The organism is Bacillus swezeyi (assembly GCF_001969815.1).
GTDB classification, from domain to species: domain Bacteria; phylum Bacillota; class Bacilli; order Bacillales; family Bacillaceae; genus Bacillus; species Bacillus swezeyi.
Map to the genome: position 1 here is coordinate 304,558 of NZ_MRBK01000006.1, position 13,959 is coordinate 318,516.

The following is a 13,959-nucleotide window of genomic DNA, read 5'->3' on the forward strand; positions in this document are numbered from 1 at the left end:
GATGGTGAAAATTTTAAAAAGACGCTTATTCAGCGTATTGAGAAAGTTTTCGGGGATGAGAAAGGTGCTATATTTGATTCTGACTTAATAAAAAAATATATTAGAGATATAGAAGGACGTACAGGGAGAGAGTTACCTAAAAATCAAATCGAAAAGTTGAAGGAGGCATTGAGAAATAAGAGGTACCAAAAATTAACTCCTTCTGAAACCAGAAAACATCGACGAACATTCAACAAAGTTAAAGATAAATTGATTGAGGAGTGGGAGAGAAAAACCGGTCAGAAATGGCCGACGTACTCAAAAGACGTAATTTCGGAGAAGACAGGAGAGCCAGTTAGAAGAAAAGGTGATAAGTATGATGCACACCATATAATTGAAAACAGCTTTCGTGGAGAACATGAGTGGTGGAATATACATCCTGCTAAATTTCCAAATGAACATCAATCTGGTATCCATGGTACAGGATCACCTGCGAATAAATTATTTAAAGGGGGTAAATAAAATGAAATACGATTTTATTAAAGATTTTCAAGAAAATCAATTTTATCCGGTAAGTGAGGATGAAATTCAAGATCTAGAAGAAACATTGGGATTAAAGTTGCCTTTTGAATTACGGAAGTTTCTATTGGAAGTTGGGTATGGTTTTCTAAAAAGATCAGAATATAATATCAATCGGATCATGGGGCCATCTTCAATACGAGACGCAAGATTGAAAACTAATGATTTTGAATTTTATCCTGACATCGAAGTATACGAGGATCTTGAAGAAGATAAATTAATATTTTTTGAGGCGAATGAAAGTGCGCTATTATTAATTGAATTGAGCGAAGAGCAAAATAATCCAATTTATTATGATGATATAAAGATAGCAGATTCATTGGAAGAATTTCTAATTAAAATTATGGATGACGACAAATATTATATTGACTTAGCCTAACGAAAAAAGCAGAGAATAAACTTTTGATAGCTATTATCTTTTTATGGTTTCCGTGGAACAAACCTTTTTAAAAATAGTGGATTAAATTTCTTTCTTTTTAGAGTTACCTTGATCGGCATCGCCTTTCAAGGTTTTTTGTTTGAATCCGAGAAAAATCCGACAAAAAGGGGGATAAAATGTGGGCAAACCCAAAATTAAGAGAATCAATAAAAGACAGGTTACGTCCCCCTGGAGGATTGCAAGAGTGGCACTTAGTTTCTCGTACGGATACTTTTAAATACTGGGGGCGTGACAGCAGAACAAATCAAAGAAATGCGAACCTTGATTAGTGAAACAAAATTTGTAAATCCAACTGGAAAACATGGTGGAAAAGGATCAACAAAAGCACATAACGAGCTCTTACAAATAATTGATACATCTAAAGACTACAACATGTTTAAAAGGCGATTGCAAAACTGGGCTGATTATCGTTTTGAGGGTGGCTCTGATGCATTACTTGATGGATTAAAACCAACATGGGAGGTAGTTTGTTTTATGCAAAAAGAAGAATTTGTATCACTTTGGGTAGGTAATATCAATTCCCCAGATGAATTAGATAAGATTCTTAAAACTTCTTATACTGAAGATGGTGATTTCATTCCTTCAATATTTGCTCGTAGCTTTGATATGAAAGATACGACGATGCTGTTCGTGAAGCAGATTTTTATGAAGAGCCTAGTAACTCATTAAGTCGACTATTAGAAGGTTTCTCCTACGATGATGTGATTATCCCAGAATTCATATCAATGTACGGAGGAGACGTTTTGACTAAAAATTACAACGCAGTTGTTCTCTTATATAATTTCAGCTATGAAGGTACCAAAAAGATGATATCCATTAATGATACCGAGTTTGAATTTTTAGGTTCAGCTAAATATATGTAACAAAAGCATATTTAAGCTTTAGTCGGCTTTACCTCTCAGTTTTTCACAATAACCATAAAGAAAGAAGTGGGCACAGGAACTCGACAAGGGAAGAAACGTTGAGGTTCAAATAAAGCCCGTTTATAAAGGAGATTCACAAAGGCCGACAAGATTATTGAGGTGATGGTAGTTATGAATGAGCAAATCTCAAAGATGATAAATGATTATATAGAAAAAGGCGATTTTGTCGGAGCAGTAGCCGATGAAGATATCACAAAGGCTGAAAACAAATTAGGATGCAAATTTCCACAAGAATATAAAGAATTTATTTTTATTAAATCTTATGTTTCTGGAGGTATATGTGGGGTTGAAGTTTTAGGTGTGGAAGGAAATGAATATGCTTCAGTGGTTGATGCTACAGAAAGATTTAGAAAATTTGGTTTACCTGAGAAATACTTAGTTATTGAAAATGTAGATGAATTTGTCTACTGCCTAAATACAGAAGCAGATCATAGTGTCATAAGGTGGGACGACATAAGCAAAAATGAAATTAAAAGATATTCAAGTTTTGATGAATATTTACAAGATAGCTTCCAAGAAGCAATAGACAACTGGGAGTAGACATATGTAAAATGAATTATTCAAAAGTGGAAAAATTCATAAAAGAAAATGCCGGAGAAAAAGATTTCACAGATGGAATTGACGAAGAGAAAATTTCAAAAATAGAACAGAACCTTCAAGTTTCTATTCCTGAGAGTTATAAGTGGTTTTTAAGAAACTATGGTTCAGGTGGTTCTTTTGGCATCGAAATATTAGGTCATGGACTTGTATCTCCTAAAGTCGTAGAGTTTACAAAAGACTATAGGGAACTCTATGATTTACCAGATCATATTGTCGTTATCGTTGATGTGGATGCATTCGCCTATTGTCTAGATACACAAAAAATGGATAGTGGAGAATGTCCTGTAGTTACATGGATTTATCAAAGTGGTTATGATCATCAAAAGGCTTCAAAAGGTATACGAAAAGATTATGGAGGTTAAAGGATTCCGTACTAAGACAGAAGCAAAAGATTGGTTAAAGGAGAAAGGATTGACACCTCATCATTTAGATGATGTTACAATTCAACTTGTACCAACCGATCTTCATGGTAATATCCCACACATCGGTTCTGCATCCGATCTAAGAGGAGGTCATTAAAATAAAAAGTATTGAGCAAAAAATGAGTCAATTTAAAATTAAGTCATATGTTCAAAAAGTACATGATGAAAATGAAGTAGAGGAAATTGAAAAGTCCTTAAGTATTGATTTATCAGGTGATTATAAAGAATTCCTCTTAAAATATGGAGAGTGCATGATCATGGAAGATGATCTAGTCTTTCCGGTATTAGAAGACACTCCACTTACTGATGAAGGCCACTTACCTTTAGGTTTTTTTTACGGGCTAGAGAAAAACAGATACGATATTAGGAACGTTAGAGATATTTATTTTGATCAGATGCCTGAATGGGTTCTTCCTATTGCTGATGCTGAAGGAGGCGATCAAATTTGTATAGCAGTGAAAGGGGAGAAAAAAGGGAAAATATATTTTGGGGATCATGAACTTAGAGACAGACAACAAGACCTTTTCTTAATTGCCGGTTCTTTTAATGATTTTATTCAAAGTCTGTTTGTTAAAGAGACACCAAAAAAGGATAAAAATAATGGGATAACTTGATGAAGACTTATTAAATGATTAAGGGTGAAAATAGATAATAGTGAAGTCTTACTAAATAATTGTACCTTTGTCCAGTTATACTTTGGGATAACCAAGATGGGATAGTCGAACTTGTAGCAATTTTCTTGAGTGAAGAGCTTGAGGGGACTAAAGAATAATTATAACAACCTCATCCTTTTAGGATGGGGTTTTGCTTTTTGGAAAAGTAATCAAATCAATTGTTAAAGATTAAAAAGTCCTATAAACTATAAGTAAATAATGGTTTTAGGAGATGGGGAGCGTGTTCAATGAAAGAGAGGCACTTCGATTAAGACTTGAGCAGCTCAAAGATGCTGAGATTAATGTCATGCGTGAACTTCGAAACGAGCGTAATGAGATTTACGCAAAATTGCGTGAACTAGACAATCAAAATGATTCGTCAATTACGAATAAAAAATCATTAATTGAGCTGGTCAGTGACACTGCAAAGACTTTTGAAAGTAAGAAGTCGAAAGAAGCTTTAGCTTCATCATATGATTCTCCCCCTCGACCAATAAGAAAGCTAAAACTTGGCTCAAAAGCTTATAAGCATCGTGAAGTTGCATTAAAGATTTTACAGAGACATAAAGGTGAAATAAGAGGCTATGAGCTTTAAAAAGAAATTGAAAAAGAAACAGGGATACCAATAATCAACATGACAACTTTTATGCAGGGATTGATGAAATTTCATCCTGAAGTTGAAAAAATATACCGTAGTCGTTATGTTCTCAGAAAAATTAAAACAAATGCTATAAATGAAAGTCCTTCTGAATAAGGGCTTTTTTATTTGGAAAATGTTTTGTTGATATATAATAAGTGGGAACATACATTCGATTTAAAGGTGATGGGAAGATGAAACTCAGACGAACTGACAAAAGCTATCCACGAATGAAGAGAGACAAGGATGAAGAAAATTGAATCAGATAAAAGCACAGAGCTTGTTGAGTATTATGAGTCTAATTTAAAGAAGCTTTTTTCAATAAGAAAACAACTCAAAGACTATTTGAAACAGGAAAACACAAAAATTCAAGAAGTTGTCGTATGTGATGACATGTTTGTAGAGTATCCTTATTACATAAGAACTAAGAAGGGGGGCGAGGTTTTGGAAAGCTGATTTTGCTTTAAAACTTCATATGAAAAGAAAGCTGGAAGAATTATGAGTAAGAGTTGATCCCTTGCTTACCTTAATATTTCTTTAACTATTCCTTTTCAACATTGACCCAGAAACCAAAAATAGGATATGCTGATGAAATAGAGATTGTAAAAATGAGGGATTTTTGTGAGGGGGATTTTTGGGGAAATGAATAGTGATACCACTGTGTGGCAAAGAAACTTCACCTTTCTTTTTGGCTCTAAGATGGTGAAAATAACCGCAGACAGCTTTGCTTTTACTTCTATTTTGTGGTTTCTCATTTTAGAAGGAAAAGGGGCTGTCGGAACAGGTATGTTAATAGCTGTCACCCTTCTTCCACAAGCTTTGATAGCACCGTTGATCTCGCCTTTAATGAAGACAAAAACTTTGAAGTTCTGGATGTTCTCCGCAGACCTGACAAGAGCTTCACTAATGTTGATCATTCCAATTTTTTATTTTAACGGATTTTCTCCATTATGGTTTATCATTTCATTAATGCTGCTACATTCGGCAACGGGGGCTTCTTATGATCCTGCGTCTGTCTCCTTGATTCCGCAAATCATTAAGAGGGATCTTATTCAAAAAGCAAACGCCACCATAGAATCTTCAGCCCAAATTGTAAAATTGACCTCACTAATGATTTGCGGCATATTAATTGCCGTAATTGGAGCGGCTTATACAATGCTTATCACATTTCCATTTTACATCGTTTCAGCCTGTTTAGTTCTCTTTATTAAATACAGCTTAAAAGATGACAGTTCTCAGGAATCGAAACCAAAAGGTACATATTTGAAAAAGCTAAAAAGAGGCTTCATACTTGTTCGAAATCATCATATTTTGCTTCCATTAGCTGTATACTGTATTTTTTTGAATCTAGGATCTGCTCCTTGGGAGGCGCTTTCGGCGATCTATCTTTCAGAAGATTTAGGCGGCGGATCAGTCATTCATTCTTTTATAAGAGTTGCAACAGCATCAGGAGCCTTTTTAATGGGGGTTATCTTAACGAAAGTAAGGGTGAACCGATATGGGCTATTGTTTGTCACCGCCGGAATTGTAGAAGGAACTGCATTTTTCATTACAGGTATGAATTCACTATTGCTATTACTTCTTCTCGCAGCATTTGTTTTGGGTTCAACAATCAGTGCTATAAATGTACCTGAACATACCATTATTCAAACCTCAGTTGCAGATGAAGATCAGCCCCAAGTATTTGCTGTTATTAGAATGATTTCCCATGTGATGGTTCCATTAGGAGCTTTAGTCAGCGGATATGCGGCTGCTGCTTTTGGTGCGGGAAAAGTCATCGCTTTTGGCGGACTGATTGAAATTCTTGCTGGTATTGCTATTTTAACCTTTTCGAAACTGAGCAAAACCAAACGCTCAGACTTGCTAAGAGGTAAAGAGGAGAGTTTTAAAATGTAAGAAAATGAAAATCAACATTTTAAATACTGAATATTTAAAAAATATAGTGCGATTTTCAAGAGTATATTAAAATTATTAGAAAAAATAAAGAAGAAAGGGGTTTTTATTTTGGTCGATAAAAGTGTAATACCTTATGATCTAGTCGCAACGAAAATGAATTATTGGTATGTTGCCCTTAAAAATAATTGGGTTGATGAAGCCGAAAAAATGAAATCTGAGGTCAAACAAGAGATAGCTATAATGGAAGAAAATCAGGATGTTCTTATCTATTTTTCATTGTTAGAATTCCGTCATAAATTGATGCTTGACTACCTTTGTCCAGATGCAGCAAGAGATATAGAGGTTCATTATGAAGAGTTAAGGGAAAAAACTAAGGGTGGAAAAAACTTAAATGGAATGCTCGAATATTATTATTATTTCTTCACAGGAATGTACCATTTCAGACAAAAAGAACTGCTTCATGCTTTGGGTTACTATCAGAATGCTGAAAATCAGTTGAATTCATTCGAAAGCGATGAAGTTGAGAAGGCTGAATTTTATTTTAAATTGTCAGAAATTTATTACTATATGAAACAAACATATTTTTCAATGTATTACGCTAATCATGCATATAAACTTTATTTGAAACAGCCTACATATGGCCAGCGTAGAGTACAATGTCAATTTTTGATGACTGGTAACTGGCTAGATAAAATGAATCCTGAGAAAGCCCTGAATCATACTAATAAAGCTCTGACAGATGCAGAGGAGCTGAAAGTAGATTATTTAATCGGTTCTTCACATTTAAATATTGGAATATGTTATAATCAACTTGAAGAACTTTACAAAGCAGAAAATCATTTTCAAAAGGCTGCAGAACTTTATAAAAATGAAAAGCACAGCTTTTTACCAAAAGCCCTGTTTAACATTTCACATGTTAAAGCTAAGCAAGAGAAGTGGATTGAAGCAGAAGATCAGTACTTCAAAGGTAAGGAGTGGGCTCAAAAGTTTGGGGATCAAGAATTCCTTGCAAAGCTGAAGATGATTTACGGAATGTACTTATCATTTGACCTTGATGCGGTTCGAGAATCCTTTGAGTTCTTCAATAAAAAAGGGATGTTTGCCGACATAGAAGAATATGGAGTCATCGTGGCTGAATTTCTACAGGGGAAAGATATGCTACACGATTCACTTGAGTTTTATCGCAGGGTAGTTGAGGCGAGAAGACAAATACAAAGGAGTGGGATAGTGCATGAAAGCTAAGTTATTGATTTGTTCTATTCTGTTATTAGGTGCAGTTGGTGTGGTGGGGTCTTCCTATGTCCAATCAATAAATACAGCACATTATGTTGCTGACAGAGTAGCAATTTAAAATTGAGACCGAATGTTAAAATATAAAGCTCAGCTAAACTTTATTAGAGCATTTAAGAATAATCAGAATAGACCAGTCCATGAAACTCTCCTTGAGTTTATGGTTGGTCTTTTTTCATCATTAGGATATAACACATTACATTTTTTCTTGACCAGAAACACAGCCAGCAACGAAGACTCAATTGACCAAAAGTAAACTGTTGATTATAGCTAGATAAATTCATTCAAGCTCAGCACTTGGATAATGATGATATCACTGCTGAGGTATAAATAGCAGCGTAGAAAAAGCAAATAACCTCAATCCATATGCAAGATTTTTTATGTGTGTCAAGCTATTGCATTTTTTAAGGGCTTTATATGTTAGATAGATGGGGGTTTACAGCAGTGGGGGCCGCCACTGCATCATCTGAAAAAACAACAAAAAATAAGGTTGAGTACAGCCGGATTGAGCAGAACGGCCAAATTGGAGGTTAAGCATTGATGAACTTTGATCCCGAAAAATTCAGGAAATTCCTTCATTCTGTGTCAAACCATCAAACCTAAAGGATACAAAAAAATTATGACTTGAATCAAGAGTATCAAGAATTTGCAGCCTTTGATATTGATTTTGAAAATGTGGATATTGCTCTGCGTATATAGCTGGATTGTTAGGGAAACATGCCTCGAAATTTGATATAACCAGTTTCCTTTTCCCTGACACAAAAAAGATAGATTATTTTCAATTCATGGTTGTTGAAATTAATGATCCACAACTTTTAACATTCTTAGATGCACTATAGATAGTAAACCTCACTGAAAAGTGGGTTTTTTTGCGCTTCGGTTAAGGAAGAGAAGCTGATCAAAAAAAGAGAACACTCATTATTAAACAAATGTAAATATATGTATTATTTTTGAATTATTTTTCATTTCTGCATGAATTGACAATTTTTTCATTCTTGATGTGTTAAGATCAAGGTGTCTATTAAATGGACAAGCAGGAAAACAAAATGAAAAGGGGATGTGTTTATGTTTAAAAGCAAATTCAAAAAAGTGATGGGAGCGGTTGCAGTTGCTGGGGCTTTGTTAGTATCTGGATCACCGGCAAGTGCGGCACCGGATTTAACTCCGATTCGAGACAAATATCAAGATGCATATCAATTCCAATGGAATGGCGACAATACTGTAACTGTTTTCTTTAGAGACAGTGAAGGTAAATCTTATCACAGAACATATACATGTGTAACAGTTCTCGATGGAACTTGTTACGTATATAAGTAATTAAATCGTAATTCTTAAATTCTGTCTCAATCGGTTTCTTTTGAGACAGAATTTTTTCATGTCTTCATGACACTTTTCCATTTTTTCTTCACGCATCAATTTCATTTTTTTAAGCGGCTGTTCCGAGATTGAGAGGGGAAGACGCTCCCGGGCCAATTAATTTTTCCTTTGTGTTCTTCTACTTCCATTCAGCACCTTTTCCTGTTCTATTGAAACAGCAGCTGAGCTAGGGCTTACCTCGTGAGCTCGATTTCTTGGTGTTATTCCATTGAGGTAAAGGCATGGCATAGTACAATAAAAGGTTTTTCCACAATTGGCATATGATGGAGTATGCATAAAAGTAAGGTGAAAAGTGGATGAAAGAAGCTTTACAATCAAAAAATATTTCTTTTAGTATAAATAATAACAAAAAATTATCGTTTGTAACCACGGCCAATCTTAGAAAAAAATCGGAACAAAAGGTGAAATAAAAATAGTAATAGGATGGGACGGTAAGATATGGACGGCGTATCCAATAAAGTAGAATTTCATTATCAGTTTACTTCCGATGAATCAGATATCCCAAAGAAAATGAGAAAAAGCGCTGAAAGTTGAAGGAGAATTTGAAATCGAAATAAATGGGAACACATATTTCAAAGAAAATCTCGCCCTATTAGAATTTTATGTTTCTTTGAATGAGTGGAATAAAAAAATTAAGAAAAAAAACAAAGTTACAGAGTATAGATATTACACCATGGAGTATGAGGAGGAGCCCATTATTTCATTGATACCATTTGATAATAAGGCTCGACTAACGACCATTTGGGAAACTCAACAATTATATAATGTATTTGACCTTCATTACATCATTGTACAAATGGGGATCTTGAAGGAAAAATTAAAACGGGACATCGAACTCCATTATAAGATTTCAGTGCAACATTTCATTGGTCAGATCCCACTAAGAAAATATTAATTTTTAAAGAATCTCTAGTTTTACTTCTAGGGGTTCTTTTACTTTTAAAACAGAGAGCCAATTTGCGAAAGGTCTGTGGGGTATTTAATATGTAAAGAAGCAGTGTATTGGGAATAAAATACGAATTTTAATAAAACGAATTAAAAGAAACAATTGAATGTTGATAAATGTTGTGCTGTTATTAATATATATTAAAAGGAGAAACGTGGTGGGAGAATGGGAGCTGAAAAGATAATTAAAAAATAAGTGTGAAGAAGAGCGGGGACGGGATAAAGAGCTTGCTTAAATGGCTGGATAATTCATCAGGGTTTCATCATTTTATTTTGGAAGGAAGTAACTTTCATCCTCACTTGGGGTAGTGAAAGGGGAAAGAGCATAAAATGGGTGTTTGATCATTTAACAAATCACCCATACTTAATTTTATTCAAATTAAAACAAACATCAAAACCCTCTGTGAATTTATAAAATAAGTAAATAACGTAGTACCTGATGCTTACTGTAAGATACGTACTTATTATCTCTTTCTAGTTTACTAATCATAATACTCCCCTCAAAAGTTGCAACAATAAAGGAAGCCGCTACCTTTGTATCAATGTCAGGATTTAACTCTCTGTTTTGAATACCTTCTTCTATAATTTCTTCAATCATGTTCAGAAATGTATGGAAAACTATAAGCGCTTTTTTCCTTAAACGTGGATTCGTATCATCACTGTCTACAGCAGTATTTAGTAATGGACATCCCCCTTTTACTGGTGGATTATTGACCACATCTTCATATACATCAAACAAAGAACTAATTTTTTCTAATGCTGTATTAGCATGAAGGATCGCTTCAGAAAAGTGTTTAGATACAGAATCAATGGCGTAATCAAATGCCTCTAAAGCAATCTCATCTTTACTTTTAAAATTGCGGTAAATTCCACCCTTTTGTAGACCTGTGGCCGCCATAATGTCATTCATTGAACAGCCGGCATACCCCTTTTGATTAAACAATTCTGCAGATTTTAGGACAATGTGTTTCCGAGTTTGCTCACCTTTTCGCATAATATCCTCCATTATTGTTGTTGAAAAATTGTAACATGTTTTAGTAGTACACTAACATATAATGAGTTACCTTAAAAGAGACCGAATGGTCTTTTTTAAGAAAAAAAGACACTAATAAGGAGGTGTTGTGAAAATTCTATTTGATTAGCATGTAACATCTTTATTATGTCATTAAACCCTGTTATGAAATCAATCTGAAGAAAATTAATTAAACAAGGAGAAAAAATATGTATAACATTATTATTCCTGATAGTAAGGTAGCAAAAGAAGCAACTCAATTAGTTTACGAGATTTCTCCGGAATTTCTTTATAATCATTGTTTACGAACATATGCTTTTGGTGATGCGTTGGGAAAAAAATATGGATTCAAATATGATCAGGAGTTATTCTATCTCGCTTCTGTCTTACATGATATTGGTCTTACAGAGCAAGTTTGCTGTAAACATTCATTTGAATATGAAGGTGCTGACCATGCCGAGAAGTTCCTTCGCTCTCACAGTTTTTCACAAGACAAAATTGATGTGGTACGCGAAGCGATTATTCTGCATACATCAGAAATTGCTGAAGAAAAACAACCAGAAATTGCTTTAGTTCATTTCGGAGCAGGAATGGATGTAATTGGGTTGCGTATAGAAGATATTTCGGAGGAAACCTTTAATTTCATAATTGAAACCTATCCTCGATTAGGTTTCAAAAAATCTATGATTGAACTCATTAAATATGATTCTAATCTTAAAAATGCTCAGCAACAACCAAATAATTTGAGTTCTTCTATGCTTCGTATGGGTTTTGTAGATTGGGTTATGAATGCTCCTTTTAAAGAATAGAGAAAAAGCAGCCCCAGATATACAAGATATTCTGGGGTTCTTAAACTGTTATAATATTCCATTGATGTACCGGAGCTTCGCAAGATTCAAAAGAACTTGCGTGGGCTGCGTTATTGTTGCTTTCGTAAAAAACGAAATGTTCAAGAGCAAGCGTTACTTACAGCAGCTTGCCAGAACATGAAAGAAGATTATTACACCTAGCTAATATAAGCTAGATATAAGAGAGTCTTTTTCATATTTTAGTTTCAAGATTAAGCATGGTGATTCCTTCAGATTTCAGCATCGCTATAAAACCCTGAAAGGCTTCCAGAGCAGGAGACTGTTCCTGTGAACAATGTGAATTCTATTCGGAATATAAGACTGCAGATGTGCAGCAAAATTGCATAAAGATGAACTCCGAGATACGGAGAAATGTAAACTTTTTCAATCGAGAGGGGGATTTCCAACATTTACTGACGCCGCGGCACATTACTTCACAACAAAAGGAGAAGGTTATTAATAAAACATTTGTACTCAGCGACATACATGGTGAATATGAAAAGTTTGAGGAGTTAATGAAGCATTGGAATTCGGAAACGATGAACCTTGCTATACTTGGGGATATGATTGATCGCGGTGAGAATTCATTAAAGGTGGTTCAAAAGATAATGCAGTTTAAGAAGAAATATCAAGACCAGGTTTGTGTCCTAAAAGGCAACCATGAAGACATGCTTTTGTATTCTTAGAAGCGAAAGACTATGAAACAGGAGATTGGTATTTTAACAACGGTGCCAACCGGCTTCGTGGATGATGAATTTGGTGATGTTTTATTTGTTCATATGGGGATAAATTCACTATTGGATGATTGGAAGAGGTCATCTAGGAATGATTTTCTCTGGCATAGGGGTTCGTGGAATCATAAAAACAACACAGGTAAAACAATTGTTTTTGGCCATACCATTACACAACTTCTTCATGAAGATAGGAGAAATGATATTTGGATCAGTAAGTGTGGAACCTATATTGATATTGATGGCGGAGCAGTTTTTGGTGGACAGTTGAATGCAATAGTCATGAATGGCAAGGGGGAGATCCTCTAAGAATTTATATTCTGGCTACGATTAGATTTTTTTGGGAAAACACATTCTAATAAGAGAAAAAATAAAGTTAACCCCAATGATAATGAATGAGACATTAATCACCCGCAAAAATCCGTTCACTGTTAAATCAACAGATGCCGATGGCATCTTATTTTCACCAAAGAAGCCCCTAAAATTTTCGCGTTTTAGGGGAGAAACGATTAATTTATTTTGTTTAATTTCTCTAGAATATCCTTATCTATTTGCTGCTTGTTTACTTTTTCTTTGCTTGATATGATCTCCCTTCTATTTTCCCAATGAATAATATAATATTGACCGTTCTGCATTTTGTCTTGAGAAGAGAGTTTTAGCTTTCTGGGTTTCCCTTTTTGATCATAACCTGTCACATCATAGTTATAATTAATATCCGTGTATCCATCACTTGCTTTTTCTGTAACTACTTTGGGGTCTTTTGTTATTTTGACATAATAGTCTTCCGTTGAATAATATCCGGCGTATAAAAAGTAGCCGCCACCCAAAATAATCAATCCTATAATTAAAATTCCCAAAAACCATTTCATCAATTATCACCTCGAATAAATAATACTTAGAATTGATCATTTGAACTATTGATTCACCTTACATTTACATTACACGTTTGTAAGTATTAAAAATAATTAGTTGGTCTAAGTGAGACTAAAACAACGGCGGTAAGTCTAATACTGTTTTAATCTGCTGCAGCCACGCAAATGAAGCATATACTCAAGAAGCAGAAGAATTTATTTTAGACTCATCGGGCTGAAGAGAGCTACTGATCCCTTGCTTTTCTTACTACTCACAAAAATGGAGAAAAAGGAATATCCAGCACACCCACTAGTAAGCTTAACCGCCCACAAAACTTGATCACCTCAGCGTTTTCTTTCGAATTTTTTTGTTGAACAATGGTTTCATCCGACCTATAATCGTGAAAACATGGAAAATTTAAAAGTGGGAGAGGGAAATGGGTACTGAATCCCTCAATTTCTTTTTAAACCATGATAAAATAACAAACATCAGTTCTTTTTGTCGTTACATAAAAGTTAGTGAGAAAGGGGAAATAACGAGGTTTTGTTTTACATATTTTTGATATTTTATATAATTGCAGTGTTGATTCTTAATTCTGTATACGGTTTAAGTAATGTAATATTGACTGTTTTATATGCGATATTTGTTGGTGCTCTAGTGATTCATCGTATTGTTAAACGAAATAAAAAGTAAAAGAACTCCCTACTGAAAAATGGGGGGAAGTGTAGTTCTGTAATTCGGTTGGAGAGGCATGTTGATCTTGAAGGTTATTTACA

15 protein-coding genes and 5 pseudogenes are annotated in these 13,959 nt (G+C 34.4%); 18 read left to right on the forward strand and 2 right to left on the reverse strand.

Going from position 1 to position 13,959, the window contains the following annotated elements:
- Positions 1–75: 75 nt before the first annotated feature.
- The 15 genes and pseudogenes from BTA30_RS24395 to BTA30_RS24570 form a co-directional block, all read left to right on the forward strand.
- A pseudogene (locus BTA30_RS24395) lies at positions 76–501 on the forward strand (T7SS effector LXG polymorphic toxin); the annotation flags it as partial.
- Between the two features lies 1 nt (position 502).
- The gene (locus BTA30_RS07620; RefSeq protein ID WP_076760651.1) at positions 503–937 is read left to right on the forward strand and encodes an SMI1/KNR4 family protein; all 435 of its coding nucleotides are present in this window, start codon (positions 503–505) and stop codon (positions 935–937) included.
- Positions 938–1,471: 534 nt separating this feature from the next.
- Positions 1,472–1,860, forward strand: a pseudogene (locus BTA30_RS24400) (immunity 22 family protein).
- 73 nt (positions 1,861–1,933) lie between these two features.
- Positions 1,934–2,023 (forward strand): annotated as a pseudogene (locus BTA30_RS24405) (hypothetical protein); the annotation flags it as partial.
- An 8-nt stretch (positions 2,024–2,031) separates the two neighbouring features.
- Positions 2,032–2,460 carry an SMI1/KNR4 family protein gene (locus BTA30_RS07630; protein WP_076760652.1) on the forward strand — a complete coding sequence of 143 codons (429 nt, stop codon included), beginning with the start codon at positions 2,032–2,034 and terminating at the stop codon, positions 2,458–2,460.
- Between the two features lie 11 nt (positions 2,461–2,471).
- Complete coding sequence (locus BTA30_RS07635; RefSeq protein WP_076760653.1) at positions 2,472–2,882, forward strand: SMI1/KNR4 family protein; 411 nt, start codon at positions 2,472–2,474, stop codon at positions 2,880–2,882.
- Positions 2,872–3,039, forward strand: coding sequence for an HNH endonuclease (locus BTA30_RS22500; protein WP_239693640.1), 168 nt, complete (start codon positions 2,872–2,874; stop codon positions 3,037–3,039). The genes BTA30_RS07635 and BTA30_RS22500 overlap by 11 nt, the downstream gene beginning before the upstream one ends.
- Before the next feature lie 22 nt (positions 3,040–3,061).
- Positions 3,062–3,556 (forward strand): SMI1/KNR4 family protein, encoded by a 495-nt coding sequence (locus tag BTA30_RS07645; RefSeq protein ID WP_076760654.1) that lies wholly within the window; start codon positions 3,062–3,064, stop codon positions 3,554–3,556.
- A 280-nt stretch (positions 3,557–3,836) separates the two neighbouring features.
- A pseudogene (locus BTA30_RS07650) lies at positions 3,837–4,349 on the forward strand (Rok-like winged helix domain-containing protein).
- Positions 4,350–4,478: 129 nt separating this feature from the next.
- Positions 4,479–4,688 carry a hypothetical protein gene (locus BTA30_RS07655; protein WP_239693641.1) on the forward strand — a complete coding sequence of 70 codons (210 nt, stop codon included), beginning with the start codon at positions 4,479–4,481 and terminating at the stop codon, positions 4,686–4,688.
- A 186-nt stretch (positions 4,689–4,874) separates the two neighbouring features.
- The gene (locus tag BTA30_RS07660) at positions 4,875–6,128 is read left to right on the forward strand and encodes an MFS transporter (RefSeq protein WP_076760655.1); all 1,254 of its coding nucleotides are present in this window, start codon (positions 4,875–4,877) and stop codon (positions 6,126–6,128) included.
- A gap of 108 nt (positions 6,129–6,236) precedes the next feature.
- The gene (locus BTA30_RS07665; protein ID WP_158027614.1) at positions 6,237–7,370 is read left to right on the forward strand and encodes a response regulator aspartate phosphatase; all 1,134 of its coding nucleotides are present in this window, start codon (positions 6,237–6,239) and stop codon (positions 7,368–7,370) included.
- Positions 7,371–8,483: 1,113 nt separating this feature from the next.
- Complete coding sequence (locus BTA30_RS07675; RefSeq protein WP_076760656.1) at positions 8,484–8,735, forward strand: hypothetical protein; 252 nt, start codon at positions 8,484–8,486, stop codon at positions 8,733–8,735.
- A 350-nt stretch (positions 8,736–9,085) separates the two neighbouring features.
- Positions 9,086–9,258, forward strand: a pseudogene (locus tag BTA30_RS23725) (SAR2788 family putative toxin); the annotation flags it as partial.
- A gap of 90 nt (positions 9,259–9,348) precedes the next feature.
- On the forward strand, positions 9,349–9,690 hold the full coding sequence (locus BTA30_RS24570; RefSeq protein WP_459213281.1) for a DUF7878 domain-containing protein: 342 nt from the start codon (positions 9,349–9,351) through the stop codon (positions 9,688–9,690).
- 459 nt (positions 9,691–10,149) lie between these two features.
- On the opposite strand, the gene BTA30_RS07685 is transcribed toward BTA30_RS24570, so the two are convergent.
- Positions 10,150–10,734, reverse strand: coding sequence for a TetR/AcrR family transcriptional regulator (locus tag BTA30_RS07685; RefSeq protein WP_076760657.1), 585 nt, complete (start codon positions 10,732–10,734; stop codon positions 10,150–10,152).
- A 227-nt stretch (positions 10,735–10,961) separates the two neighbouring features.
- On the opposite strand from BTA30_RS07685, the gene BTA30_RS07690 reads away from it, so the two are divergent.
- From BTA30_RS07690 to BTA30_RS23735, 3 genes are all read left to right on the forward strand, one after another.
- Positions 10,962–11,561, forward strand: a complete 600-nt coding sequence (locus BTA30_RS07690) for an HD domain-containing protein (protein ID WP_076760658.1) — start codon at positions 10,962–10,964, stop codon at positions 11,559–11,561.
- Between the two features lie 389 nt (positions 11,562–11,950).
- A complete protein-coding gene (locus BTA30_RS24100) occupies positions 11,951–12,286 on the forward strand; it encodes a metallophosphoesterase (RefSeq protein WP_275667201.1) in 336 nt (111 codons plus the stop codon).
- Positions 12,287–12,298: 12 nt separating this feature from the next.
- Positions 12,299–12,640 (forward strand): hypothetical protein, encoded by a 342-nt coding sequence (locus BTA30_RS23735; RefSeq protein WP_239693643.1) that lies wholly within the window; start codon positions 12,299–12,301, stop codon positions 12,638–12,640.
- A gap of 200 nt (positions 12,641–12,840) precedes the next feature.
- Here the strand turns inward: BTA30_RS23735 and BTA30_RS07700 are convergent, their stop codons facing one another.
- Positions 12,841–13,200: a YxeA family protein gene (locus BTA30_RS07700; protein WP_076760659.1), complete on the reverse strand. Its 360-nt coding sequence runs from the start codon at positions 13,198–13,200 to the stop codon at positions 12,841–12,843.
- Between the last annotated feature and the right edge of the window lie 759 nt (positions 13,201–13,959).